Raw genomic sequence first — 23,329 nt, 5'->3', positions numbered from 1 at the left:
GAAGGTAGTACGTCCCGCACGCCCAGAAGCAGCCGCAGAAGAGAGTCCGCCATGAGCGAGGCCACCGACCGTCCCACCGACGACGACGCCTGGGCCGGCGCCTGTGCCGAGGACCTCGCCGCCGAGCAGGAACGCCGGCGCGGACAGGAACAGGCCACGGCCGGCGGCACCGGCACCGCCGCCGAAGAGCTCTTCAAGCTCTTCGAAGCCGTCGCCGACAAGGTGTCCGGGCTGAACAACCCGCTGTTCGGCGTCGCCGCGCAAGGGGCGGTGCGCCAGATCGTCGACCAGGCCAAGACCGCCGCCAAGCCCGTCATCGAGCGCAACCCGGAAGTCTTCGACCACCTCGCGGCCGCGGGCTCCGAACTGCTCGCCGCCTACCGCTCGGCCGTCGAGGGCCACGAGCGCCGCTGGACGCGGGGCGAAACCCCGGCTCCCCGGCAGGCCTCCCACGACCGCGACCCGCGCGACGAAGGCCCCGACGACGGCCCCTCCGAGCGGATCGATCTCGACTGATCCCCCGGAAGCCTCGGGTACCGTTGGCCGTGGCGGGGCTTGACCGGAAACCGAGGGACTAATGGGACTCACCATCGGCGTCGACATCGGCGGCACCAAGATCGCGGCCGGCGTGGTCGACGAAGAGGGCACGATCCTTGAGACGTACAAGGTGCCCACCCCGCCGACCGCGGACGGAGTGACGGAGGCCATCTGCGCCGCCGTTTCCGAGGTCAGCAGCAACCACACCATCGAGGCCGTCGGCATCGGCGCCGCCGGATACGTGGACGACAAGCGTGCGACCGTACTCTTCGCGCCCAACATCAACTGGCGGCACGAGCCGCTGAAGGACAAGGTCGAGCAGCGCATCGGCCTGCCCGTCGTCGTCGAGAACGACGCGAACTGCGCGGCCTGGGGCGAGTACCGCTTCGGCGCCGGCCAGGGCCACGACGACGTCATCTGCATCACGCTCGGCACCGGCCTGGGCGGCGGCATCATCATCGGCAACAAGCTGCGGCGTGGACGCTTCGGTGTCGCCGCCGAGTTCGGCCACATCCGGGTCGTCCCGGACGGCCTGCTGTGCGGCTGCGGCAGCCAGGGCTGCTGGGAGCAGTACGCCTCCGGGCGCGCGCTCGTCCGGTACGCGAAGCAGCGCGCCAACGCCACCCCCGAGAACGCGGCGATCCTGCTCGCGCTCGGCGACGGCACCGCCGAGGGCATCGAGGGCAAGCACATCAGCGAGGCCGCCCGGCAGGGTGACCTGGTGGCCATCGACGCCTTCCGCGAACTGGCCCGCTGGGCCGGCGCCGGACTGGCCGACCTGGCCTCGCTGTTCGACCCGTCCGCCTTCATCGTCGGCGGCGGCGTCTCGGACGAGGGCGATCTGGTCCTCGACCCGATCCGCAAGTCCTTCAAGCGCTGGCTGGTCGGCGGCGCCTGGCGCCCGCACGCCCAGGTCCTCGCCGCGCAGCTGGGCGGCAAGGCCGGACTCGTCGGCGCGGCCGACCTGGCCCGCCAGGGCTGATCTTTCCCCTTCTTTCCCCACGTACCGCCCGTCGCGCCCCTTGGGGGAGCGGCGGGCGGCTGCGTATCTTGCGGGGCATGGACCAGCTGCCGAAGTCCCGTACGGAGCCCGACGGTTCTGCCGTGATCCGGGTGCTCAGCTACAACATCCGCTCCCTGCGCGACGACGAGGAGGCGCTGGCGCGGGTCATCCGGGCGTGCGAGCCCGACCTCGTCCTCGTCCAGGAGGCCCCCCGGTTCTTCCGGTGGCGCAAACACGCGGCCCGGCTGGCCGCCAAGTGCGACCTGGTGGTGCTGGGCGGAGGCGCGACGGCGGCCGGGCCGCTGCTGCTGTGCTCGCTACGGGTCTTCGTGGAGCGCACGGAGAACGTCCTGCTGCCGCGCACCCCCGGCCTGCACCGCAGGGGCTTCGCCACGGCCGTGGTCCGGATCGGGGGCGTACGGCTGGGTCTGGCCTCGCTGCACCTGTCGCTCCAGGCGGCGGAGCGCCGGGCCCACGCGGAGCTGCTGCTGGAGCGGCTGGCCGGCATGGACGTGCCGTACGCGATCGCCGCGGGCGACCTGAACGAGGGGCCGGACGGGCCGGCGTACGGGCGGCTGGCCACCGAGCTCCAGGACTGCCGGGCGGTGGCCCCTTGGGGCGACGGACCGACCTTCCCGGCGGTGGCGCCGGACCGCAGGATCGACGCGGTCTTCGCCACGAAGGGGGTGGAGGTGCTGGCCTGCGGTGTCCCCGCGGGGCTGCCGGGCCTCTCCACCGAAGACCTGCGGTCGGCGACGGACCACCTGCCGGTGCTCGCGGCCCTGCGCCTCGCGGCTGCGCCGTAGCGCGGCGATTCAGGGGGTCCGGGTGCGGGCCGGTTGCCGGGGGCGCCGCCCCCGGACCCCCGCGCCTCGAACGCCGGCGAGGCTGGAATTGCCCTCCGGGCAGCCAGGGCCACGGCATCAGCCGAATAGAGCCCCGCCGGCGATCGAGGCGCGGGGGTCCGGGGCGGAGCCCCGCGAAGCCTCGGTGTCAGACGACCGCGCCGCGGCCCGGGTCGTCGTCGTCCTCGTCGTCGTGCTGCATGCGCGCGATCAGCGTCGCGAAGCCGCCCAGGAAGCCGCCGATGCCCAGCGTCGTCAGCCACCAGGTCATCTCCCATTGCAGGAGCACCGCGAGCAGCAGCAGCACCGGGCCGCCGACGACCGCCAGCCACGCGAACTTCGCCGTCGTGTCGGCCGGCGGGAGCTCCGGCTCCGGGGGGACGAAGTGGCCCTCCTCCGCCGAAGTCAGGTCGCCGTCCTTCGGCTCCGCCGGCGAGTGGTCCCGGGGACCCGCCATGCCCACGCCCGGGGCGAAGACCACGGAGCTGCCCAGCGTCGCCGGAGGCTCCGGCTCCGCAGTCGGCTTCGGGTCCGGCTTCGGCTCGGCCTTCGGGTCCGCCTTCGCGTCCGGTCCGGTCTCCGGCGGCAGCGGCTTGACGTCCTCCTCCGGCAGGAGGAGGTTCTCGATCGGTCTGAACGGCCGGGCCCCCGGCGGGTCCGGCGGCTCCTGCCCGTACCCGGCGACGATCGCCGCCCACGCCGCTTCCTCGTCCAGCGGCGGAACCCCGCCCGACTGCTCCTCGTGCTCAGCCACCGGCCTCCGCCCCCTCCCTGCCCACGCTCTCCGCCAGTCGGCCGATGAACGCATAGCTGTCCGCGAAGATCCGCTCCGCGTCATGGTCCAACGTCGCCACGTGGTAACTCTGTTCCAGCAGGGTCTCGGTGACATCGGTGGAGGAGACCCGGGCCAGCACCCGCGCGGAGTCCACGGGCGGTACGACATGGTCCTGCGGGCTGTGCAGCAGCAGCAGCGGCTGCGTCACCTGCGGCAGCTCGGCGTCCACGAGCCGCAGGAACTTCTTCAGCGAGTGCGCGGCGTGGGTCGGCACCCGGTCGTAGCCGACCTCCTCCGAACCCGGCTTCGCGATGTCGCTGGCGATGCCCGGCGTCGACCGGATCAGGTGCTTGGTCACCGGCAGGGTCACGGCCAGCGGGTCGTGCACCTTGTTGGCCGGGTTGACGAGCACGAGGCCGCTGATCGCGTCCCCGTGCTTGGCCGCCAGCCGCAGGGACAGGGCCCCGCCCATCGACAGCCCGAAGACGAACACCTGCTCGCACCGGTCCAGCAGTTCCCGCAGGGCGCGGTCCACCTCGGCGTACCAGTCCTGCCAGCCCGTGAGCTGCATGTCCTGCCACCGCGTCCCGTGCCCGGGGAGCAGCGGGAGCGACACCGTGAGGCCCCGCCCGGCGAGGTACTCGGCCCAGGGCCGCAGGGACTGCGGGGAGCCGGTGAAGCCGTGGCAGAGGAGGACGCCGACCTCTCCGCCCTCGTGGCGGAACGGCTCGGCTCCAGGGAGGACGGGCACCAGGGTCTCCTTGATCACGATGTACGTCGGGTGGGTGCGTTGCTCTGTGTGACTTCACCGTACGCGACCGGGGTGGCACCGGCCAGGGTCGTCGGGCCCCTGCCGGTGTAGGCACGGGATATGGTCTGTTCGACAGACACAGGAAGGCTTTCGAGTTGATCTACGGCGCAATGAAGTTCTCCATCGGCGGTTCACTGAAGCTCGCATTCAGGCCGTGGGTGGAGGGCCTCGAGAACATTCCCGCGGAGGGGCCGGCGATCCTCGCGAGCAACCACCTGTCCTTCTCCGACTCCTTCTTCCTGCCGGCGGTGCTGGACCGGAAGGTCACCTTCATCGCGAAGGCGGAGTACTTCACCTCCCCAGGGGTCAAGGGCAAGCTGACGGCCGCCTTCTTCAAGGGCGTCGGCCAGCTCCCGGTGGACCGCTCCGGCGCCCGCGGGGCCGGCGAAGCCGCGATCCAGAGCGGCATCAAGGTCATCGAGGCCGGAGAGCTGTTCGGTATCTACCCCGAGGGCACGCGTTCACCCGACGGACGCCTCTACCGCGGCAAGCCCGGCGGTCTGGCCCGCGTGGCCCTGGCCACCGGCGCGCCCGTGATCCCCGTGGCGATGATCGACACGGAGAAGATCCAGCCGCCCGGCAAGGTGGTCCCCAAGCTGATGCGGCCGGGGATCCGGATCGGCAAGCCGCTGGACTTCAGCCGCTACCACGGCATGGACAGCGACCGCTTCATCCTCCGCTCGGTGACCGACGAGGTCATGTACGAGATCATGAAGCTCTCCGGCCAGGAGTACGTCGACATCTACGCGACGGCGGCCAAGCGCCAGATCGCCGATGCCGAGAAGGCCGAGAAGGCGGAGAAGGCCGAGAAGGCAGCCAGGACGGACAAGGCCGACAAGGCCGACGGCGCGTCGCAGTAGCTGCGCGCGGGCGTTACCGCCCGCGAGGGGTGGGGGAGATGGCGAAACGCGAACGCGTCGTACGCATGTCGGTCGAGCAGCCGCTCTGGCGTGCCCTGACCGGGTACCGACTGCTGACCATGGTCTACGCGGCGCTGCTGTTCGCGGCCGCGCACAAGGAGTTCCCCCGCCCGGGGGTCGCGATCGGCTACCTCGCGTTCCTCGCCGTCTGGACCCTCGCCACCTCCCACAAGGTGGCGAGCGCCGCCAGCTGCACCAAGGGCTTCCTCGTCGCCGACCTCACCGTCGCGGTCGTGGGCATCGCGCTGACCCCGGTCGCCGACACCCAGGCGCGGATCCACGCGGGCGGCTCCACCCTCCCCACCATCTGGACGGCGGGCGCGGTCCTCGCCTTCGCCATCAAGGGCGGCTGGCGCTGGGCCTGCTTCGCCTCCACCATCGTGGCGGCCGCCAACCTCGCCATCCACACCGGCCGGCCCACCGAGGACACCCTGCACAACGTCCTGCTCGTCTGGGTCGCCTCCGTGGCCATCGGCTACGTGGTCGAGGTCGCCCGGGCCAGTGAGAACACCCTCGCCCGCGCCCTGGAGATCGAGGCCGCCACCCGCGAACGGGAGCGGCTCGCCCGCGACATCCACGACGGGGTCCTCCAGGTCCTCGCCATGGTCCAGCGGCGCGGCAGCGAGCTGGGCGGCGAGGCCGAGGAGCTCGGTCGGATGGCGGGGGAGCAGGAGGTGGCGCTGCGCACGCTGGTCTCCAGCGGCCTGGCGCGGCCCTCCCGGGTCTCCAGCGACGAGTCGCGCGGCGCGCTGGTGGACACGTACGAGGTGGACGAACCGGGCGGCGAAGACGGGGAGTTGGACCTACGGACGCTGCTCGCCCCGCACGCCGGATCCCGCGTGAGCTTCGCCGAGCCGGGCACCCCGGTGCCGCTGCCGGTGCCCGCCGCGAAGGAACTGGCCGCGGCGGTCGGCGCCGCCCTGGACAACGTGCGCAAGCACGCCGGGGACGGCGCGCGGGCCTGGATCCTCGTCGAGGACTGGGGCGACGAGGTGATCGTGACCGTTCGCGACGACGGCCCCGGCATCCCGGCGGGCCGACTCGACCAGGCGGCGGGCGAGGGCCGGATGGGGGTGGCCCTGTCCATCCGCGGCAGGTTGCGTGATCTCGGCGGCAGCGCCGATCTGGTGTCCGTTCCCGGGCAGGGCACCGAAGTGGAACTGAAGGTACCCAGGGGGAGGACGGACAAGAGATGAGCGAGCGCACCGACGTGAACGACCCGAACCGGCCGAACGAGCTGCACCAGATCCGGGTGATGGTCGTCGACGACCACCCGATGTGGCGGGACGCGGTCGCCCGCGACCTGGCCGCCGCCGGCTTCGAGGTCGTCGCCACCGCCGGCGACGGCCCCGAGGCGGTCCGCCGGGCCCACGCCGTCACGCCCGACGTGCTGGTCCTCGACCTCAACCTGCCCGGCATGCCGGGCGTACAGGTCTGCAAGGAACTGGTCGGCGCCAACCCGGCCCTGCGGGTCCTGGTCCTGTCGGCCAGCGGTGAGCACGCGGACGTCCTGGAAGCGGTGAAGTCCGGCGCGACCGGCTACCTGCTGAAGTCCGCCGGCGCCCAGGAGCTGATCGACGCCGTCCGCCGCACCGCGGCCGGCGACCCGGTCTTCACCCCGGGCCTGGCCGGGCTGGTGCTCGGCGAGTACCGGCGGCTGGCCACCGACCCGCTCCCGGCCACCTCCGACGAGCCCAAGGCCCCGCAACTGACCGACCGCGAGACCGAGGTGCTGCGGCTCGTGGCCAAGGGGCTGTCGTACAAGCAGATCGCCGAGCGGCTCGTCATCTCCCACCGCACGGTGCAGAACCACGTCCAGAACACCCTGGGCAAGCTGCAGTTGCACAACCGGGTGGAACTCGTCCGGTACGCCATAGAACGCGGACTCGACGACGCGTAACACCCCCACGAGGGACGCCCACACCGCCCGTCGATCGTACTTACGACCTCGTACGAGTGAACGGGCGTACGCAACGCCTCACGATTCCACCGGAATTGCCCTCTCCAACCCCCTTGCTGTGACCTGGGTCACCACTAGCGTGACCGTCATGGCGATTGGAGATTCCATGAAGGTCGGAGTGCTGACCGGCGGCGGCGACTGCCCCGGGCTCAACGCGGTGATCAGGGCCGTCGTCCGCAAGGGCGACCAGGAGTACGGCTGCGGGTTCGTCGGGTTCAAGGACGGCTGGCGGGGCGCGATCGAGGGGCGGACCGTCCCCCTCGACATCCCCGCCGTCCGCGGCATCCTGCCCCGCGGCGGTACCATCCTCGGCTCCTCGCGCACCAATCCGTTCAAGACGGAGAACGGCGTGCGGGACATCAAGGAGAACCTCGCGAAGTACGAGGTGGACGCGCTCATCGCGATCGGCGGCGAGGACACCCTCGGGGTCGCCGCCCGGCTGTACGAGGAGTACGGCATCCCCTGCGTCGGCGTACCCAAGACCATCGACAACGACCTGTCCGCCACCGACTACACCTTCGGCTTCGACACCGCCGTCGGTATCGCCACCGAGGCCATCGACCGCCTGCACACCACGGCCGAGTCCCACATGCGGGTGCTGGTCGTCGAGGTCATGGGCCGGCACGCCGGCTGGATCGCCCTGCACTCGGGACTCGCGGGCGGCGCCAACGTCATCCTCATCCCGGAGCAGCGCTTCGACGTGGACGAGGTCTGCGCCTGGGTGACCTCCCGCTTCCGCGCGAGCTACGCGCCGATCGTGGTCGTCGCGGAGGGCGCGATGCCCAAGGACGGGGAGATGGTCCTGAAGGACGGCACCCTGGACTCCTTCGGCCACGTCCGGCTGTCGGGCGTGGGCGAGTGGCTGGCCAAGGAGATCGAAACGCGCACCGGCAAGGAGGCCCGTACGACGGTGCTCGGGCACATCCAGCGCGGTGGCACGCCGAGCGCCTTCGACCGGTGGCTCGCGACCCGGTTCGGGCTCCACGCCATCGAGGCCGTGCGCGACAGGGACTTCGGGAAGATGGTCGCGCTCAAGGGGACGGACATCGTCCGGGTGCCGATCGCGGAGGCCACGTCGAAGCTGAAGACGGTCGATCCCGCGCTCTATCAGGAGGCGGGAGTCTTCTTCGGCTGAGCGGCGACCCGCCACCATGGGCCGTATGGTGACGAACGGCCCATGGTTCGAGGTGCGGGAGCAAGCGTGGAGATCCTGGCATTCGGTGTGACCGCCGACGAGAAGCCGCTCCTGGAGCACGCCTTCGCGGGACAGCACGAGATCCGCTGCCTGGACGTCTTCCTCGACGAGGACACCGCGCCGATCGCCGCCGGGTACGAGATCGTCTCCTCCAGCGTGAACGCCGACCTGAACGGCCGGGTGCTACGGGTCCTGGCGGCCGGCGGGACGAAACTGATCGCCCAGCGGTCCACCGGCTTCAACAACATCGACCTGGACGAGGCCCGACGCCTCGGCATGACGATCAGCCGCGTCTCCGCCTACTCGCCCCACTCGGTGGCCGAGTTCGCCTGGGCCCTCGCCATGGCCGTCAACCGGCGGATCGTCCGGGCCTCGATCCGCACCCGGGACTTCGACTTCCGGCTGAACGGACTGATGGGACGCGACTTCCACGGACGCACGGTCGGCGTGCTCGGCACCGGCAAGATCGGCGAGGCGTTCACCCGGATCGCCCACGGCTTCGGCATGCGCCTGCTCGGCTGGGACGTGGTGCGGAACCCGGCCTGCCTGGAACTCGGCATGACCTACGTGGACAAGGACGAGCTGCTCGCCTCCTCGGACCTGATCAGCCTGCACGTACCGCTGCTGGAGTCCACCCGCCGCCTCCTCGACGCGGCGGCGCTGCGCCGGATGCGGGACGACGCGATCCTGATCAACTCCAGCCGCGGCGGACTGATCGACACCGAAGCGCTGGTCGACGAGCTCCGGGCGGGCCGCTTCACGGGCGTCGGCCTGGACGTGTACGAGGCGGAGGCCGGCGTCTTCTTCCTGGACAAATCCCTGGAGGCCGTCGAGGACGACACCCTGGCCCGCCTCGTCACCTTCCCGAACGTCGTGGTGACCTCCCACCAGGCCTACTACACGACGGACGCGGTCGGCCAGATCATCGCCACCACCGTCGCCAACGTGGCCGACCACCTCGCCGGCCGCCGCTCCGAGAACACCCTCGTCCCGCCCGAACAGGCTCCCGGAACCGGGAGTTCACCCGGACTTCGGCATCCGGCCACACCGACGGGCCGGGGCGGGGCTTAGATTCGGCCCCGTGGACGTCCCTTCCGTGTTCCGCTGGATCCTCGCGGCCTTCGCCGCCGTCCAGCTCCTCTACGCCCTCCGCGCCCTGCGGCCCGCCCTGCGCGCCGAGCCGGGCCGCCGGGTGGACCCCTGGCTGACCTTCGCCGATCACGTGGTGGGCGCCGCGGCGTCGGTGGCGCTGGCCGCCGGCGACCTCACCGCCTTCCTGTGCGCCTCGGTCGTGCTGGGACCGATCCTCACCTGGCAGCTGGTACGCCACCTCCGGCCCGGCGGATCCCCGGGCATCGAGAGCCGGACGGGCTGACGGCCCAGGGGGCGCCGGGCCCCCCGGAGCCCGGCCCGCCCGGCGTGCGGCCCCTCAGACCGGGGACACCGCCCGGATCCCGGCGAGCAGCTCGCGCAGCAGCTCCGCACCCCGCAGGGTGAGCACCGACTCCGGATGGAACTGCACCCCGGCGAAGCCCCCCGCCGCGGACCGCAGCGCGTGCACCTCGCCCGTGGCCGGATCGCGGGCCACCTCCACCCCCTGGGCCGCCAGCCGCCCGGCCAGGGCGTCGTCGCAGTGCGCGGTGTACGTGTTGTAGAAGCCGACCACCTCCTCGGCCCCGAACAGATCGATCCGGGTCTGCGCCCCCTGCGCCGGTTCCGCCTTGCGGATCAGCGGGAGCCCCAGCTCGGCCGCCAGCAGCTCATGGCCCAGGCAGACCCCGACCAGGCCGTGGCGGTGCCCGGCCAGCAGCTCGGCCGCCAGCGCGCGCAGCATCCGCATCTTCGGGTCCGACGCCTCGGCCGGATTCCCCGGACCGGGGCCCAGGACCACCGGGCCCTCCCAGGCCAGGGCCGCCGCCCGCAGCCCCGGATCGTCGAAGCGGCGTACGGTCACCTCCAGGCCGGCCACCCGCAACACATGGGCCAGCATCGCCGTGAAGGTGTCCTCACCGTCCACCACCAGGGCGTGCCCGGCCGGGGCCACGGGCCGCTCCTGCATCCGGAGCCAGAACGGCGCCAGGTCCAGGCGGCGAGCCGCCAGGGCCGCCCGCACCCGCGGGTCGTCCCCCGGCCGGGCCCCCTCGAACGCCGGCCGCGGCGCGGCCGGCCGCACCCCGAGCGCCGCCAGCACCCCCGCCGCCTTCGCATGGGTCTCCGCCACCTCGCCCGCCGGATCCGAATGCCGGACCAGCGTCGCCCCCACCGGCACCCGCACCGCGCCGTCCGCCGCGATGTCGGCGGTGCGGATCAGAATGGGGGAGTCGAGGGTCTGCGCCCCCGAGGCGTCCTGGCCCAGCAGGGCCAGCGCGCCCGCGTAGTAGCCGCGCCCACCCGCCTCGTACCGCTCGATGACGCGGCAGGCGTTCTGCACGGGGGACCCGGTGACCGTCGCCGCGAACATCGTCTCGCGCAGCACCTCCCGCACGTCCAGCGAGGACCGGCCGCGCAGCTCGTACTCGGTGTGCGCGAGGTGGGACATCTCCTTCAGCCGCGGTCCGACGACGACCCCGCCCATGTCGCCGACGGTGCACATCATCTTCAGTTCCTCGTCGACCACCATCGACAGCTCTTCGGTCTCCTTGCGGTCGCCGAGGAAGGCGAGCAGGGAGTCGACCGTCGGCCCCCCGGCCGGATAGCGGTACGTGCCGCTGATCGGGTTCATCACGACGGTCCGGCCGGACATCCGCACGTGCACCTCCGGGCTCGCCCCGACGAGGGTCCGCTCCCCGGTGTGGACCACGTACGTCCAGTAGGCGCCCCGCTCGCCCTCCAGCAGCCGCCGGAACAGCGCGAGCGCGTCCGCCCGGCCGAATCCGTCGATGTGGCCCTCGTAGGTGCGCCGGATGACGAAGTTCGCCCCCTCGCCACGGCCGATCTCGTCCTCGACGACCCGCCGGACGGTGGCCGCGTACTCCTCGTCGGGCACGTCGAAGCGGCCACCGTCGACCCGCACCCGATGGCTCGGCAACGTGGCCAGCGCCTCGGCGAGCGGGACCTCGTACGCCTCCTCGGCGACCAGCACGCTCAGTGGCGTGCCGTCGTCACGGACCTCGAAGCCACGCTCCCGGATCTGCCGGAAGGGAACGAGGGCCAGGGTGGGCGGCTCGCCGACGGGCAGGTCGGCGAGGTGTTCGACCTCGCCGACCTGCCCGATCAGCACCTCGACGGTGTCGTGGTCGCGGCCGGGCGTCCGCCGGCGCAGCAGGGCGAAGGGCGGACCGCAGGGGTCGAGCAGTCGGCTCAAGCGGTCGGGTCGGGTGGGGTTCATGGGGCGGAGCGTCCTTCCGGTGGGAGGAGCGGCCCCTGGGATCCGACAGCATGGTCGAAAACGCGGAAGGCCGCCCCTCGGGGCGGCCTTCGCGTCGTGCGTGTCTTCAGGTACGCGCGAGAAGTGGGCCGCCGGGAGCGGGCCACCACCAGTTCTGGTTCGTGTGCGCGTACATGGCGGCCACCTTAGCCCAGAGCGCCTCCGCGGGGCAGGATCTGTCTCGCGGCGTGAGCTGAACCATGGATTCCGTTCCGTCGGGCGCCCGCGACCTTTGAGCTGGTTCGTCTCACGTTGTGGGCGGGGGGCCGAACGCGGCGTGTGACGCCGTAATGTGTACGAGGTGACCGTGAACGCTGAAACCCAAGCCCCCGCCGCCAAGGCGACCTGGCGAGACCTTCCCGCGGCGCAGCAGCCTTCGTACCCCGATGCCGAGGCTCTGCGCGCTGTCGTCGCGGACCTCGAGTCGTATCCGCCCCTCGTTTTCGCGGGTGAGTGCGACCAGCTGCGCGCCCGTCTGGGAGCCGTCGCCAAGGGCGAGGCGTTCCTGCTCCAGGGCGGCGACTGCGCCGAGGCCTTCGACGGTGTCTCCGCCGACCACATCCGCGCCAAGCTGAAGACGCTGCTCCAGATGAGCGCCGTCCTGACGTACGCCGCCTCCGTGCCCGTCGTCAAGGTCGGCCGCATCGCCGGCCAGTACTCCAAGCCGCGCTCCAAGGACACCGAGACCCGCGACGGCGTCACCCTGCCGACCTACCGCGGCGACTCCGTCAACGGCTTCGCCTTCACCGAAGAGGCCCGCATCCCGGACCCCGAGCGGCTGAAGCGCATGTACAACGCCTCCGCCTCGACGCTCAACCTGGTGCGCGCCTTCACCACCGGTGGTTACGCCGACCTGCGCCAGGTGCACGCCTGGAACCAGGACTTCGTGAAGTCCTCCCCGTCCGGGCAGCGCTACGAGCAGCTCGCGCGGGAGATCGACAACGCGCTGAACTTCATGAAGGCCTGTGGCACCGACCCGGCCGAGTTCAAGGCCGTCGAGTTCTACGCCTCCCACGAGGCGCTGCTGCTCGACTACGAGGGCGCGCTGACCCGCACCGACTCGCGTACCGGCAAGCTGTACGACACCTCCGGCCACATGGTCTGGATCGGTGAGCGCACCCGCCAGCTGGACCACGCGCACATCGAGTTCTGCTCGCAGATCGCCAACCCGATCGGCATCAAGCTCGGCCCCACCACCACGGTGGACGAGGCGCTCACCTACATCGACCGCCTGGACCCCGAGCGCGAGCCGGGCCGGCTGACCTTCGTCGTCCGCATGGGCGCCGACAAGGTCCGCGACAAGCTCCCCGAGCTGGTCGAGAAGGTCACCGCCTCCGGCGCGATCGTCGCCTGGGTCACCGACCCGATGCACGGCAACACCTTCGAGGCGGCCTCGGGCCACAAGACGCGCCGTTTCGACGACGTGCTCGACGAGGTCAAGGGCTTCTTCGAGGTCCACAAGGCGCTGGGCACCCACCCGGGCGGCATCCACGTCGAGCTCACCGGTGACGACGTCACCGAGTGCGTGGGCGGCGGCGACGAGATCTTCGTCGACGACCTGCACCAGCGCTACGAGACGGCCTGCGACCCGCGGCTCAACCGCAGCCAGTCCCTGGACCTGGCGTTCCTGGTCGCCGAGATGTACCGCGACCAGTAAGGATCACTCAGTACCTTCGTACGACGATGGGGCGCGGATCGATGTGATCCGCGCCCCATCGTCGTACAGGGGGCTTTTAGGCCACCCTAACTTTGGGTACGGTTAGGTAAGCCTCACCGAAATGGGGATGGCTCGCTGAATCGCAGAACCATTCCGCCCAGGGAGGTGAACCGCGTGTACGTCTGCTCTTGCTTCGGTGTCACCGACAAGCAGGTCAAGGAGCACGCGGCCGCCGGGGCCTGCACCCCGCGCCAGATCGCCTCGGCCACCAAGGCCGGCACCGACTGCGGATCGTGCGTGCGCACCATCCAGGGCATCCTCGGCCGTGGCGCGTGCCCCCGCCGGGAGCTGCTGGAGAAGGGCCAGACGGCGGCCGTGCTCGCCGCGGAGCCGGGTGCGGCCCGTTCGGCGGAGCTGGCGGAAGCCGCCTAGAGCGGAAGCGGCCCGGAGTCGGGTCAGCTCGGCTGCTCGATCAGCTGCGCGATGTAGAGCGGCTCGCCCAAGGACTCGATGAGCTCCAGCTGGGTGTCGAGGTAGTCGATGTGGTGCTCCTCGTCCTCCAGGATCTCCTCGAAGAGCCGGGCCGAGGTGATGTCACCCTTGCCGCGCATGACCTCGATACCCCGCTTGAGCCGGTCGATGGCCTCGACCTCGACCTGGCGGTCCGCCTGGAACATCTCCGTGAGCGTCTGCCCGACGCGCACGTGGAAGAGGCGCTGGTAGTTCGGCAGACCGTCGAGCATCAGGATGCGCTCGGTGATCTTGTCCGCGTGCTTCATCTCGTCGATGGACTCTTCACGCGTGTACTTGGCGAGCTTGGTCCAGCCCTTGTTGTCCTGGATGCGGTAGTGCAGCCAGTACTGGTTGATGGCCGTCAGCTCGCCGGTCAGCTGCTCGTTCAGAAACTCAAGGACCTCGGGGTCGCCCTGCATCGCAGAGGCTCCTTCCAGGCAATGTCAGCTATGTGACGGGGCAGTTGCGCGCATCCTTGCACCGCCACCGGAGAGCGTCCAGTAAGTGCCTCCTTAGTGGGAGTTACCGCGACTTGCCCGAATCGACCCAGACCTGGTCATGACCACCCTGCCCAGTCTGTCACCATGGAGTCATGGGTCAGCCGGAAAGCCGGGAATCTCCGGGAGCAGAGCAGCTGGAGCTTCCACCGGGGCAGCGGCTGCAGAGGGGCTGGCCGGTCACCCACTACGGGCCCGTACCCAAGTTCAAGCCGGACCGTTGGGAATTCCGCGTCTTCGGCGCGACCGCCGACGGGGACAAGCACTGCTGGAACCACGAGGAGTTCACGGCCCTGCCGTTCGACTCCGTCGTGGCCGATCTGCACTGCGTCACGAAGTTCAGCATGCAGGGCGCCGAATGGGGCGGTGTACTCGCCCGCGAGATCCTCGCCCTGGCACCCCCCGCCCCCCAGGTCACGCACGTGATGGTGTGGGCCGAGTACGGCTTCAGCTCCAACCTGCGGCTGGCCGACTTCGCCTCCGACCGCACCGTCTTCGCCACCCACGAGGGCGGTGAACTGCTCACCGCCGAGCACGGGTTCCCCGTACGGCTGGTGGTCCCGCACCTGTACGCCTGGAAGGGCCCCAAGTGGGTCCGCGGCATCGAGTACATGACCGCCGACCGCCGCGGCTTCTGGGAGGAGCGCGGCTACCACAACATCGGCGACCCGTGGCGCGAGCAGCGCTACTCGTACCAGGAGGAGCCCGGGGAGGGCCCCGAACTCTGAGGCCCCGCCCCCGGCGGCGTCCAGAACGTCGATCGAAAGAGTGTCCGCGGCCGGCGCCACCCGGATGGCCGTACGGAGGTCCACGCCCCCGGGCATTCCTCGAGGGATCGGCGGATCACTGCGAGCCGCGCAGCTCCTTCAACAGCGCCACGTCCGCCGCATGCCCTTCCTTGCCCCCGGGCGTCTCGATGATCAGCGGTACGCCGTCCATCGCGGGGTGCGAGATCAGCTCCGCGAAGGCCTCCCGGCCGATGTGCCCCTGATCGATGTTGGCGTGCCGGTCCTTGTGGGCGCCGACGCCCTCCTTCGAATCGTTCGCGTGGACCAGCTTCAGCCGACCCTCGCCCACCGTGTCCACGAGCAGGTCCAACATCACCTTCGAACCGCCCGGCTCCGCCAGATCATGACCGGCCGCGAAGATGTGGCAGGTGTCCAGGCAGATCCCCAACTTCGGGTGGTGGTCGAGCGCCTCGAAGTACGGGCCGAAGTCCTCGGCGAGCGAGCACAACGAGAAACCCTGCCCGGCCGTGGACTCCAGCAGCAGGAACGGGTCGTCGTCATGCGTCAGCTCGTCCAACAGCGGCAGCATGTGCTCCCTGACCTGTGCGTACGCCACCTCGCGCGGGCGGCCCCCGGTCGCCGACCCGGTGTGCACCACCACCCCGAGCGCGCCGATCTCCCGGCCACGGCGCAGCGAGTGGCGCAGCGACTCCACCGACTTCTCCACGGTCGCCTCGGTGTGCGAACCGAAGTTGATCAGATACGGGGCATGCACGTACGCCGGGATCGACTCGGCCGCGCACTCCGCCCGGAACCGTTCGTCCTGCGCCGGATTGCCGACCGGCGTGGCCCAACCACGCGGATTGGCGACGAAGACCTGGACGGCCTCCGCCCCCATCTCCCGGGCATAGGTCAGCCCGACCGAGGCGAGCCCCCCGGCCACGGGGACGTGCCCGCCCACTGGATTGCGCATCACTACGACTTACAGCCCCTTGGTCTTGATCGTGATCGTGCTGCCCTCGGGAGCGTTCTGGCCGCCCGGCACCGACTGGGTGTCGATCGTGTTGCTGAAGGAGATCAACGGCCGGTCCACCTTCACCTTGAAGCCGGCGGCCTCCAGCGCCTTACGGGCCGCGTCCAACTCCTGACCGGTCACATTCGGGACCGGGACCTGCCGAGGACCCTTGGACACGGTCAGCGTGACCGTGTCCCCAGCCGCGGCCTGAGCGCCGGCGCCGATCGACTGGTTGGCGACCGTACCGGCCGGGAACGGGGCGTTGACCTGCTCGGGAGCCGTAGCGACCGTGAGGCCCAGAGCCTCCAGAGCCGCCTTCGCCTGGTCCACGGGCACCCCGGTCACGCTCGGCACCGCCACCGGGCGGCCCTTGCTGACGAGGAGCGAGACCGCCGTGTCGGGCGCCCGCTTCTCACCGCCCGCCGGATTCGTGCTGATCACCGAACCCTGGGCGATGTCCTGACTGAAGGCCTGCGTCACCATGCCGGGCGCCAGCCCGGACCGGGTCAGCTCCGCCTTCGCCTCCTCCAGCGGCCGACCCTTCAGATTGGGCACCGCCACGACCTCGGGGCCTCGGGAGATGGTGATGGTCACCGCGCCGTTGCCACGGATCCGCCGGCCACCCGGAGGATCGGTGTTCATCACCGTCCCGCGGTCGAACGCGTCACTGAACTTCCGGTCCACCCCCTTCACCCCGAGCCCGGCCGCGGACAGCTGGGAACGGGCCTGCGCCTCGGTCTTGCCGAGCAGGTTGGGGACCTTGGTGAACTGACCGGAGTTGATGTACCAGACCCCGACCCCGAGCCCGAGCGCGAGCAGCACCCCCGCGACGACGAGCAGCACCCCTCGCCGGGGCCGCCGCGCGGCGCCCCCGACGGGCCGGTGCGTGGGCGGAGCGGGTGGGGCGGCGGGCATCTCCAGACGGGAGGTGTGCTGCACGGGCTGCTGCGCGACCACCGGACGCGGGATCACACCCGTACGGTCCTCGGCGGACGAGCGCTCCTGCGCGTGCGCCTGCGGCGGTACGGCGTCCAGCTCGGCGTCGCTGAGCTGCGCGCGGGCCTCACGGGTGAGGCCGAGCAGGGCGGCCGCGTCGTAGGGACGCAGATCGGGATTGCGGGCGGCGGCCTGCGCGACCAGCTCGTCGAGCCCGACGGCGAGGCCCGGGACCACGGCCGACGGGGGTGGCACGTCCTCGTGCAGGTGCTGATAGAGCACCTGCGCGGCGGTCCCGCCGAGGTGGGGCTTGGAGCCGGTGAGCATCTCGTAGAGGACGACACCGCAGGCGTAGACGTCCACGCGGGTGTCGGTGATGCCGTTCTCGATCTGCTCGGGGGCCAGGTAGGAGACCGTCCCCAGGACGGACCCCGTGGTGTTGGTCACCGAGTCGACCGACCGGACCAGCCCGAAGTCGGCCACCTTCACCCGGCCGTCGTCCCCGATCAGGACGTTCTCGGGCTTCATGTCGCGGTGCACGAAACCGGCCCGGTGCGCGGCGCCCAGGGCGGCGAGCACCGGTTCGAGGATGTCGAGGGCGGCCCGGGGCTGGAGCGCGCCGCGCTCGCGCAGCACGTCACGCAGGGTGCAGCCGGAGACGTACTCCATGGCCAGGTACACGTACGGTCCGTCCGTGCCCTGGTCGAACACGGCGACCACGTTCGGGTGCGCGAGCCGGGCCACGGACTTCGCCTCGCGGATGAACCGGTCGACGAAGGCGGCGTCGGCGGCGAGTGCCGGGTGCATCACCTTCAGGGCGAGCACCCGGTCGAGGCGGGTGTCGACGGCCCGGTAGACCGTGGCCATGCCGCCGGCCGCGATGCGGGCGTCGATGCGGTAGCGGCCGTCGAGCACGCGCCCGACGAGGGGGTCATCCAGGGTCGTATCCACCCGGCGATTCTACGAGCCGCTACGCGGCACCCGTCCTGGGCGGGGTGCGTTGCAGCGCAGCTGTGACGTGTACGGGTCCAGGGGGGCGGGGCCATCGCCCCCGCGACCCCCGCCCCCGCCCGGCGGCTGCCCACCCGCCCCCTCGGCGCCGGGCGACATCCGGAGCGCCCTGCCGGGCGGGGACGAAAACGGCGCGAACGGCGAGGCGGCGCGTAGTACCGGGCGGGGGCTTCGGGGGGCGGGAGCCTGTCGGGCGGCATCGGGGAGGGGTATGGGGGTTTCCCGTCAGTCCCATCGTCCCTCCGGGGCGGACCGGTCCCTCAAGGGCGCTCCCTGCGGTCGCGTCGCTTCGCGATGGCCTGCGGCCACCCTTGACCGACCGTCCCGCCCCGGAGAAACGAAAGACTGCCGAGAAGCCCCCAAAAGAACGAGCCGGTCGTTCCTTTCAGGGACGGGGACATCACAGAAGCCCAGGCAGGCCCGGGTGGGCGCGGTCCCGAGACGGGCCCCCAGGAGGCCGTCCGTGTCGGTGGGGCGCGCCCGATCGCTACGCGCTCCCCACCTCTCAGCGTCCGACCACCGTCTGTGGCTGGACATAGGCCGCCCACGCCTCATGCATGCTCCCCATGCGAGGCGTCCGACGACCGTCCGGGGTGCAAGGGCGTGGAAGCACGGCTGTTCCGTGGTGGATGCGGGTCAGCGCGCGTGGACAGTCCGGACGACTGAAGGTTTGCCCTTATTGCCCCGCTTTGGGGGTGGGTTGGTGGTGCCGGGCTCGCGCTGACCCGGATCCACCACCGATGGGCCGAGCTGTCGGCCGTCCGCCCCTCTCATCGCCTCTCGTCAGCCCCCGACGGCCGCCGGTCGCGGTCAGCGAGAAGCGCCCAAGGGGGATGGCGGCCTATGTCCGGCCCCGGTCAGCCTGCGGGCGCCTCGGACGGGAAGCATCTGCGGGTCGTGGGTGGCCTATGTTCAGCCCAGTCGGCCTGCGGGCGCCTCGGACGGGAAGCGTCTGCGGGTCGTGGGCGGCTTATGCCCAGCCCAGGACGGTCGTCGGACGCTGAGGGATGAGGAGCGCGTAGCGATCAGGTGCGCTTCACCCGACCCAGGCCGGGGTACGGACGGGCCCCGTCTCGGGGCCGTGCTCACCCGGAGCAGGGGCGGGGGGCTGTGATGTCCCCGCCCCTCAGGCCTTGGACCGGCTCGTTCTTTTGGGGGCTTCTCGGCAGTCTTTCGTTTCTCCGGGGCGGGACGGTCGGTCAAGGGTGGAGCGCAGCGACATCGCGAAGCGACGCGACGAAGGAGCGCCCTTGAGGGACCGGCCCGACCCGGAGGGACGATGGGACTGACGGGAAACCCCCATACCCCTACCCGACGCCGCCCGAGCGGCTCCCGCTCCCCGAAGCCCCCGCCCGGCAGGGCGCTCCGGATGTCCCCCGGCGCCGAGGGGGGCGGGTGGGCAGCCGCCGGGGCGGGGGCGGGGGTCGCGGGGGCGATGGCCCCGCGCGCGTGGGACCGTACCCCCTCAGAACGCCGGGCGTTCCGGGTCCAGGTCGGCCCGGCCCTCGGTGGGGGAGGACGCTTCCGCGAAGCGGCGTTGGGGGATGCGGCCCGCGCGGAAGGCGAGGCGGCCCGCCGAGACGGCGTCCCGCATGGCCGATGCCATGAGGACCGGTTCCTGTGCGCGGGTCACCGCCGAGGCCAGCATCACCGCCGCGCAGCCCAGTTCCATCGCCAGGGCCGCGTCGGACGCGGTGCCCGCGCCCGCGTCCAGGATGACCGGGACGGACGCGCGTTCCGTGATCAGCTCGAAGTTGTGCGGGTTGCGGATGCCCATGCCGGATCCGATGGGGGACCCGAGCGGCATGATCGCCGCGCAGCCCACGTCCTCCAGCTTCCGGGCGAGCACCGGGTCGTCGTTGGTGTACGGGAGGACGGTGAAGCCTTCGTCGACCAGGGTCTCGGCGGCGTCCAGCAGTTCGACGCCGTCGGGCAGGAGGGTTCGTTCGTCCGAGACGACCTCCAGCTTGATCCAGTCCGTGCCGAGTGCCTCGCGGGCCAGCCGGGCCGTGAGGACGGCCTCGCCCGCCGTGAAGCAGCCCGCGGTGTTGGGGAGGACGGAGATGCCGAGCTTGGTCAGTACGGACAGGACGGAGCCCTGGACCGTGGGGTCCAGCCGTCGCATCGCGACCGTGGTGAGTTCGGTGCCGGAGGCGACGAGGGCGCGTTCCAGGACGTCGAGGCTCGGGGCCCCGCCCGTGCCCATGATCAGGCGGGAGGTGAAGGTCCGGCCGCCGAGGGTGAAGAGGTCGTCCGCCATGTCGGTCAGCCCCCCTGTACCGCGGTCAGGATCTCGACCCGGTCGCCGTCGCCCACGACGGTGGCCGACCACTGCCCGCGCGGGACGACGATCTCGTTGAGTGCGGCGGCGACGCCGGAGGGGGCGGTGGTCAGGGTGGCGACGACCGCGTCGAGCGTGGCGCCGGCGGCGACCTCGCGCGGCTCGCCGTTGACGGAGATGGTCATGCGTACGACTCCTGACGTTCGGCGGAGAACCGGCGGGGGGTGAAGGGGCGCGCGATCTCCGGTAGTTCGCCGGTGGCCAGCAGCTCGGCGAGGACCTCGCCGGTGAGGGGGGTCAGCAGCACCCCGTTGCGGTAGTGCCCGGTGGCCAGGTGCAGGCCCGGTAGGTCGGTCGGGCCGAGCAGCGGGGCGTTGTCGGGGGATCCGGGGCGCAGTCCCGCCCGGGTCTCGGTGAGGGGGAGTTCGGTGATGCCGGGGACCAGTTCGTGGGCGTCGCGCAGGAGTTCGTAGACCCCGCCCGCGGTGACGGTGGTGTCCCAGCCGAGTTCCTCGCTGGTGGCGCCGACGACGAGTTCGCCGTTCTCGCGCGGGACCAGGTAGACGTGGCTGCCCCGGACGACGGCTCGTACGGTCCGCGACAGGAACGGCGCGTAGGCGGCCGGCACCGTGAGTCGTAGGACCTGGCCCTTGACCGGCCGTACGGGGGCCACGACCTCCGGTGGTACGCCCGCCAGCCGGCCTGTGTACGAGCCCGCGGCGAGGACGACCTGGTCGGCGAGCAGCTCCGTGCCGTCGTCGAGAAGGGCTCCGGTCGCCCGGTCGGTGGTGGTGAGCAGCCGCTGCGCGGCCGCCCGGTGGATGGTGACGCCGGCGCGTTCGCAGGCGGCCAGCAGGGCGGCCGCGAGTCGGCGGGGGTCGACCTGGTGGTCGCCGTCGACGCGGAGGCCGCCGCGTACGCCGGGGGCGAGCATGGGTTCCAGGCGGCGGCATTCGCGGCCGGTGAGCCACTCGGACTCCAGGCCGCAGCGGCGCTGGAGGGCGTGCAGTTCGCGCAGGTGGAGGCGGTCGTCGGCGTCGAGGGCGACGGCGAGGGTGCCGCAGGCGCGGTAGCCGATGTCCAGGCCGCCGCTCGCCTCGGCGAGCTCGGCGGCGAACTGCGGATAGCGTGCGGAGGAGGCGAGGCCGAGGCCGAGCAGGGCTTCCTCGCCGTAGTGCAGTTCGGTGACGGGGGCGAGCATGCCGGCCGCGACCTGGGCGGCGCCGCCGCCGGGTGCGGGGTCGGCGAGTACGGTGCGCAGTCCGCGCACGGCGGCCCGCCAGGCGGTGACCAGGCCGATGATTCCGCCCCCGATGACGAGGACGTCGGATCCCGTGGCGGAATCCTTCCGAGATGAGTGCATGGGCGTCCAGCCCCTCCCTTCGCCGGCATGACCCGGATCAGGTTCGTACGGTCGGAGGCCGTCCAGCCTCCCTCTCAGCCCGGTGCGCCGGACTCCCGCGATAGGTACGGTGGCCAGACTAACCCGGCCGTGGATGGCGGGTAAGGCGGCACCTATTCCTGACGGAGCGTCAGGTGATTAGGGTGGCGGCGTGAGCGAGCAGACGGAACAGAATCAGCACGGCGTCGTGATCGTCGGCGCCGGAATGGCCGGCGTGCAGACCGCCGTGGCCCTGCGCGAACAGGGCTTCACCGGCCCCGTGACCCTGCTGGGAGCCGAACCCCACCAGCCCTACGACCGGCCCCCGCTGTCCAAGGCGGTACTCCTCGGCAAGGCCGAGGACTCCGCCTTCGACGTGGACTTCCAAGGCCTCGACATCGACCTCAGGCTCGGCGTCGAGGTCACCGGACTGCGTGCCGCCGTCCACGAGCTGGACACCGAGAGGGGACCGGTCCCGTACGGAACCCTCGTGCTGGCCACCGGCGCGGAGCCGCTGACCGTCCCCGGCACCGAGGACGTGCCGGGCGTGCACCTGCTGCGCACGCTGGACGACGCCGCCCGGCTGCGCCCGGTGCTGGCCGCGTCGCCCCGGGCCGTGGTCGTCGGGGCGGGCTGGATCGGCGCCGAGTTCGCCACCGCCGCCCGGGAGGCGGACTGCGAGGTCACCGTGGTCGAGGCGGCGGACCGGGTCCTGGCGGGGGCGTTGCCCGCCGAGGTCACCGAGCCGATGGCGCGCTGGTACCAGGAGGCCGGCGCGGAGCTGATCACCGGGGCGAAGGTCGCCGGGATCGAGGAAGGGCGCGTCCTGTTGGCGGACGGGCGGGCCCTGCCCGCCGGTGCGGTGGTGGTGGGCATCGGTGCGCGCCCCGCCACCGGATGGCTGGACGGGACCGGCGTGGAGCGCGGCTCCGACGGCTCGATCACCGCGGACGCGTACCTGCGGACCTCGCTGCCCGGGGTGTACGCGGTCGGCGACTGCGCCTCCTTCCCCTCCGGGCGGTACGGGACGCGGCTGCTCGTGCACCACTGGGACAACGCCCTGCAGGGGCCCCGGGCGGTCGCGGCGAACATCCTGGCCGGGGAACCGGCCCAGGTGTACGACCCGGTGCCGTACTTCTGGTCGGAGCAGTTCGGTCGCTTCGTCCAGTACGCGGGCCACCACGGTGGGGCCGACACCCTGCTCCTGCGGGGGGACCCGGCCGGCCCCGCCTGGTCGGCGTGCTGGCTGCGCGAGGGCGCGCTGGTCGCCGTCCTGGCCGTGGGGCGGCCGCGGGACCTGGCGCAGGGCCGCCGCCTGATCGAGACGGCGGTTCCGGTGGACCCGGCCAAGGTCGCGGATCCCGGGACCCCGCTGAAGTCGGCCACCGCCTGACGGGCCGGGCCGTCCCTCCGTTCCCGGGCGCCGGCGGGGCCGGATGGTCGGGGGTGGGACCCGGACGGGGTCGCTCAGGTACCGGCGGCGGAGCCGAGATGGCAGGCTTGTGCCTGTGACCGAGATTGACGCAAAGATCGATGCCCTTGTCCCCTCATGGCTGTACCTCCCCGACATCGCGGAGATGCTGAACATCGAGGTGACCCGGGTCCGCCAGATGGTCAAGGAAGGGCAGCTCATCGCCGTCCGCCGGGGCGAGAACCGCTCCCTCCAGGTGCCGGCCGCCTTCATCGACGGCGACAAGGTCGTCAAGGGCCTTGTCGGTCTGCTGACCGTGCTGCGCGACGACCGCTTCACCGAGGAGGAGATCCTGGAATGGCTCTTCACCGCGGATCCGACCCTGCCCGGCACCCCTGTGCAGGCGCTGAGCGAGAATCGCGGCACGGAGGTGAAGCGCCGCGCTCAGGCGCTCGCCCTCTGACCTGATCGCTTTCGCTCCACAGC

Annotated in this window: 23 protein-coding genes and 1 riboswitch; of the genes, 14 read left to right on the top strand and 9 right to left on the bottom strand. The window is 71.8% G+C overall.

The window, feature by feature from the left end:
- Positions 1–51 precede the first annotated feature (51 nt).
- The 3 genes from ACGFYY_RS33630 to ACGFYY_RS33620 all read left to right on the top strand — a co-directional run bounded on the left by ACGFYY_RS33630 (position 52) and on the right by ACGFYY_RS33620 (position 2,346).
- Positions 52–516, top strand: coding sequence for a DUF5304 domain-containing protein (locus ACGFYY_RS33630; protein ID WP_393715235.1), 465 nt, complete (start codon positions 52–54; stop codon positions 514–516).
- Positions 517–577: 61 nt separating this feature from the next.
- Positions 578–1,519 carry an ROK family glucokinase gene (locus ACGFYY_RS33625; RefSeq protein ID WP_030773585.1) on the top strand — a complete coding sequence of 314 codons (942 nt, stop codon included), beginning with the start codon at positions 578–580 and terminating at the stop codon, positions 1,517–1,519.
- Between the two features lie 77 nt (positions 1,520–1,596).
- Positions 1,597–2,346: an endonuclease/exonuclease/phosphatase family protein gene (locus ACGFYY_RS33620; RefSeq protein WP_393715233.1), complete on the top strand. Its 750-nt coding sequence runs from the start codon at positions 1,597–1,599 to the stop codon at positions 2,344–2,346.
- 187 nt (positions 2,347–2,533) lie between these two features.
- On the opposite strand, the gene ACGFYY_RS33615 is transcribed toward ACGFYY_RS33620, so the two are convergent.
- Both ACGFYY_RS33615 and ACGFYY_RS33610 read right to left on the bottom strand, forming a co-directional pair.
- A complete protein-coding gene (locus tag ACGFYY_RS33615; protein WP_365275043.1) occupies positions 2,534–3,139 on the bottom strand; it encodes a hypothetical protein in 606 nt (201 codons plus the stop codon).
- Entirely contained in the window at positions 3,132–3,911 is a 780-nt protein-coding gene (locus ACGFYY_RS33610) for a carboxylesterase (protein WP_030731208.1), read from the bottom strand. The genes ACGFYY_RS33615 and ACGFYY_RS33610 overlap by 8 nt, the downstream gene beginning before the upstream one ends.
- A gap of 170 nt (positions 3,912–4,081) precedes the next feature.
- Between ACGFYY_RS33610 and ACGFYY_RS33605 the strand changes: the two genes are divergently transcribed.
- From ACGFYY_RS33605 to ACGFYY_RS33580, 6 genes are all read left to right on the top strand, one after another.
- On the top strand, positions 4,082–4,831 hold the full coding sequence (locus ACGFYY_RS33605; protein ID WP_393715255.1) for a lysophospholipid acyltransferase family protein: 750 nt from the start codon (positions 4,082–4,084) through the stop codon (positions 4,829–4,831).
- A gap of 38 nt (positions 4,832–4,869) precedes the next feature.
- Positions 4,870–6,087: a MacS family sensor histidine kinase gene (gene macS, locus ACGFYY_RS33600; RefSeq protein ID WP_393715230.1), complete on the top strand. Its 1,218-nt coding sequence runs from the start codon at positions 4,870–4,872 to the stop codon at positions 6,085–6,087.
- Positions 6,084–6,791 (top strand): response regulator transcription factor, encoded by a 708-nt coding sequence (locus ACGFYY_RS33595; RefSeq protein ID WP_365275049.1) that lies wholly within the window; start codon positions 6,084–6,086, stop codon positions 6,789–6,791. The genes macS and ACGFYY_RS33595 overlap by 4 nt, the downstream gene beginning before the upstream one ends.
- A 166-nt stretch (positions 6,792–6,957) precedes the next feature.
- Positions 6,958–7,986, top strand: coding sequence for a 6-phosphofructokinase (locus tag ACGFYY_RS33590; RefSeq protein ID WP_365275075.1), 1,029 nt, complete (start codon positions 6,958–6,960; stop codon positions 7,984–7,986).
- Positions 7,987–8,052: 66 nt separating this feature from the next.
- Positions 8,053–9,117, top strand: coding sequence for a 2-hydroxyacid dehydrogenase (locus ACGFYY_RS33585; RefSeq protein ID WP_365275052.1), 1,065 nt, complete (start codon positions 8,053–8,055; stop codon positions 9,115–9,117).
- A gap of 10 nt (positions 9,118–9,127) precedes the next feature.
- The gene (locus ACGFYY_RS33580; RefSeq protein WP_393715227.1) at positions 9,128–9,421 is read left to right on the top strand and encodes a hypothetical protein; all 294 of its coding nucleotides are present in this window, start codon (positions 9,128–9,130) and stop codon (positions 9,419–9,421) included.
- 54 nt (positions 9,422–9,475) lie between these two features.
- Here ACGFYY_RS33580 and ACGFYY_RS33575 read toward each other — a convergent pair whose 3' ends face one another.
- Positions 9,476–11,374 carry an anthranilate synthase family protein gene (locus tag ACGFYY_RS33575; RefSeq protein WP_393715225.1) on the bottom strand — a complete coding sequence of 633 codons (1,899 nt, stop codon included), beginning with the start codon at positions 11,372–11,374 and terminating at the stop codon, positions 9,476–9,478.
- A gap of 340 nt (positions 11,375–11,714) precedes the next feature.
- On the opposite strand from ACGFYY_RS33575, the gene ACGFYY_RS33570 reads away from it, so the two are divergent.
- Positions 11,715–13,070, top strand: a complete 1,356-nt coding sequence (locus ACGFYY_RS33570; RefSeq protein ID WP_030010523.1) for a class II 3-deoxy-7-phosphoheptulonate synthase — start codon at positions 11,715–11,717, stop codon at positions 13,068–13,070.
- 165 nt (positions 13,071–13,235) lie between these two features.
- Positions 13,236–13,502, top strand: coding sequence for a (2Fe-2S)-binding protein (locus ACGFYY_RS33565; protein WP_030773564.1), 267 nt, complete (start codon positions 13,236–13,238; stop codon positions 13,500–13,502).
- Positions 13,503–13,525: 23 nt separating this feature from the next.
- On the opposite strand, the gene bfr is transcribed toward ACGFYY_RS33565, so the two are convergent.
- Positions 13,526–14,002 (bottom strand): bacterioferritin, encoded by a 477-nt coding sequence (gene bfr / locus ACGFYY_RS33560; protein ID WP_030010525.1) that lies wholly within the window; start codon positions 14,000–14,002, stop codon positions 13,526–13,528.
- A gap of 173 nt (positions 14,003–14,175) precedes the next feature.
- Here bfr and ACGFYY_RS33555 point away from each other — a divergent pair, with 173 nt between their 5' ends.
- Complete coding sequence (locus ACGFYY_RS33555) at positions 14,176–14,808, top strand: sulfite oxidase-like oxidoreductase (RefSeq protein WP_365275063.1); 633 nt, start codon at positions 14,176–14,178, stop codon at positions 14,806–14,808.
- Positions 14,809–14,923: 115 nt separating this feature from the next.
- Here the strand turns inward: ACGFYY_RS33555 and ACGFYY_RS33550 are convergent, their stop codons facing one another.
- The 5 genes from ACGFYY_RS33550 to thiO form a co-directional block, all read right to left on the bottom strand.
- Positions 14,924–15,781 carry a deoxyribonuclease IV gene (locus ACGFYY_RS33550; RefSeq protein WP_393715222.1) on the bottom strand — a complete coding sequence of 286 codons (858 nt, stop codon included), beginning with the start codon at positions 15,779–15,781 and terminating at the stop codon, positions 14,924–14,926.
- 9 nt (positions 15,782–15,790) lie between these two features.
- The gene (pknB, locus tag ACGFYY_RS33545) at positions 15,791–17,710 is read right to left on the bottom strand and encodes a Stk1 family PASTA domain-containing Ser/Thr kinase (protein WP_365275069.1); all 1,920 of its coding nucleotides are present in this window, start codon (positions 17,708–17,710) and stop codon (positions 15,791–15,793) included.
- Between the two features lie 1,525 nt (positions 17,711–19,235).
- A complete protein-coding gene (locus ACGFYY_RS33540; protein ID WP_393715220.1) occupies positions 19,236–20,030 on the bottom strand; it encodes a thiazole synthase in 795 nt (264 codons plus the stop codon).
- 5 nt (positions 20,031–20,035) lie between these two features.
- Positions 20,036–20,236, bottom strand: a complete 201-nt coding sequence (gene thiS / locus ACGFYY_RS33535; RefSeq protein ID WP_393715218.1) for a sulfur carrier protein ThiS — start codon at positions 20,234–20,236, stop codon at positions 20,036–20,038.
- Positions 20,233–21,414: a glycine oxidase ThiO gene (gene thiO / locus ACGFYY_RS33530; RefSeq protein WP_393715216.1), complete on the bottom strand. Its 1,182-nt coding sequence runs from the start codon at positions 21,412–21,414 to the stop codon at positions 20,233–20,235. The genes thiS and thiO overlap by 4 nt, the downstream gene beginning before the upstream one ends.
- Positions 21,412–21,523, bottom strand: a riboswitch (TPP riboswitch). It overlaps the preceding gene by 3 nt.
- Positions 21,524–21,604: 81 nt before the next feature.
- Here thiO and ACGFYY_RS33525 point away from each other — a divergent pair.
- Together ACGFYY_RS33525 and ACGFYY_RS33520 are read left to right on the top strand one after the other, a co-directional pair.
- A complete protein-coding gene (locus ACGFYY_RS33525; RefSeq protein WP_393715214.1) occupies positions 21,605–22,825 on the top strand; it encodes an NAD(P)/FAD-dependent oxidoreductase in 1,221 nt (406 codons plus the stop codon).
- A gap of 115 nt (positions 22,826–22,940) precedes the next feature.
- Positions 22,941–23,306, top strand: coding sequence for an Rv2175c family DNA-binding protein (locus tag ACGFYY_RS33520; protein WP_365276882.1), 366 nt, complete (start codon positions 22,941–22,943; stop codon positions 23,304–23,306).
- Positions 23,307–23,329 lie beyond the last annotated feature (23 nt).

The organism is Streptomyces sp. NPDC048331 (genome assembly GCF_043201215.1).
Taxonomy (GTDB): Bacteria; Actinomycetota; Actinomycetes; order Streptomycetales; family Streptomycetaceae; genus Streptomyces.
The sequence above is the reverse complement of the archived record's forward strand: the minus strand, read 5'-3'. Positions and strand labels throughout refer to the sequence as shown.

Excerpts from the sequence above, each read along its gene's own strand:
- ACGFYY_RS33575 (WP_393715225.1), bottom strand. The coding sequence starts at position 11,374 with ATGAACCCCACCCGACCCGACCGCTTGAGCCGACTGCTCGACCCCTGC.
- thiS (WP_393715218.1), bottom strand. The coding sequence starts at position 20,236 with ATGACCATCTCCGTCAACGGCGAGCCGCGCGAGGTCGCCGCCGGCGCC.
- ACGFYY_RS33555 (WP_365275063.1), top strand. The coding sequence starts at position 14,176 with ATGGGTCAGCCGGAAAGCCGGGAATCTCCGGGAGCAGAGCAGCTGGAG.
- ACGFYY_RS33550 (WP_393715222.1), bottom strand. The coding sequence starts at position 15,781 with ATGCGCAATCCAGTGGGCGGGCACGTCCCCGTGGCCGGGGGGCTCGCC.
- ACGFYY_RS33625 (WP_030773585.1), top strand. The coding sequence starts at position 578 with ATGGGACTCACCATCGGCGTCGACATCGGCGGCACCAAGATCGCGGCC.
- ACGFYY_RS33620 (WP_393715233.1), top strand. The coding sequence starts at position 1,597 with ATGGACCAGCTGCCGAAGTCCCGTACGGAGCCCGACGGTTCTGCCGTG.
- ACGFYY_RS33540 (WP_393715220.1), bottom strand. The coding sequence starts at position 20,030 with ATGGCGGACGACCTCTTCACCCTCGGCGGCCGGACCTTCACCTCCCGC.
- ACGFYY_RS33590 (WP_365275075.1), top strand. The coding sequence starts at position 6,958 with ATGAAGGTCGGAGTGCTGACCGGCGGCGGCGACTGCCCCGGGCTCAAC.
- ACGFYY_RS33630 (WP_393715235.1), top strand. The coding sequence starts at position 52 with ATGAGCGAGGCCACCGACCGTCCCACCGACGACGACGCCTGGGCCGGC.
- ACGFYY_RS33595 (WP_365275049.1), top strand. The coding sequence starts at position 6,084 with ATGAGCGAGCGCACCGACGTGAACGACCCGAACCGGCCGAACGAGCTG.
- bfr (WP_030010525.1), bottom strand. The coding sequence starts at position 14,002 with ATGCAGGGCGACCCCGAGGTCCTTGAGTTTCTGAACGAGCAGCTGACC.
- thiO (WP_393715216.1), bottom strand. The coding sequence starts at position 21,414 with ATGCACTCATCTCGGAAGGATTCCGCCACGGGATCCGACGTCCTCGTC.
- ACGFYY_RS33605 (WP_393715255.1), top strand. The coding sequence starts at position 4,082 with ATGAAGTTCTCCATCGGCGGTTCACTGAAGCTCGCATTCAGGCCGTGG.
- macS (WP_393715230.1), top strand. The coding sequence starts at position 4,870 with ATGGCGAAACGCGAACGCGTCGTACGCATGTCGGTCGAGCAGCCGCTC.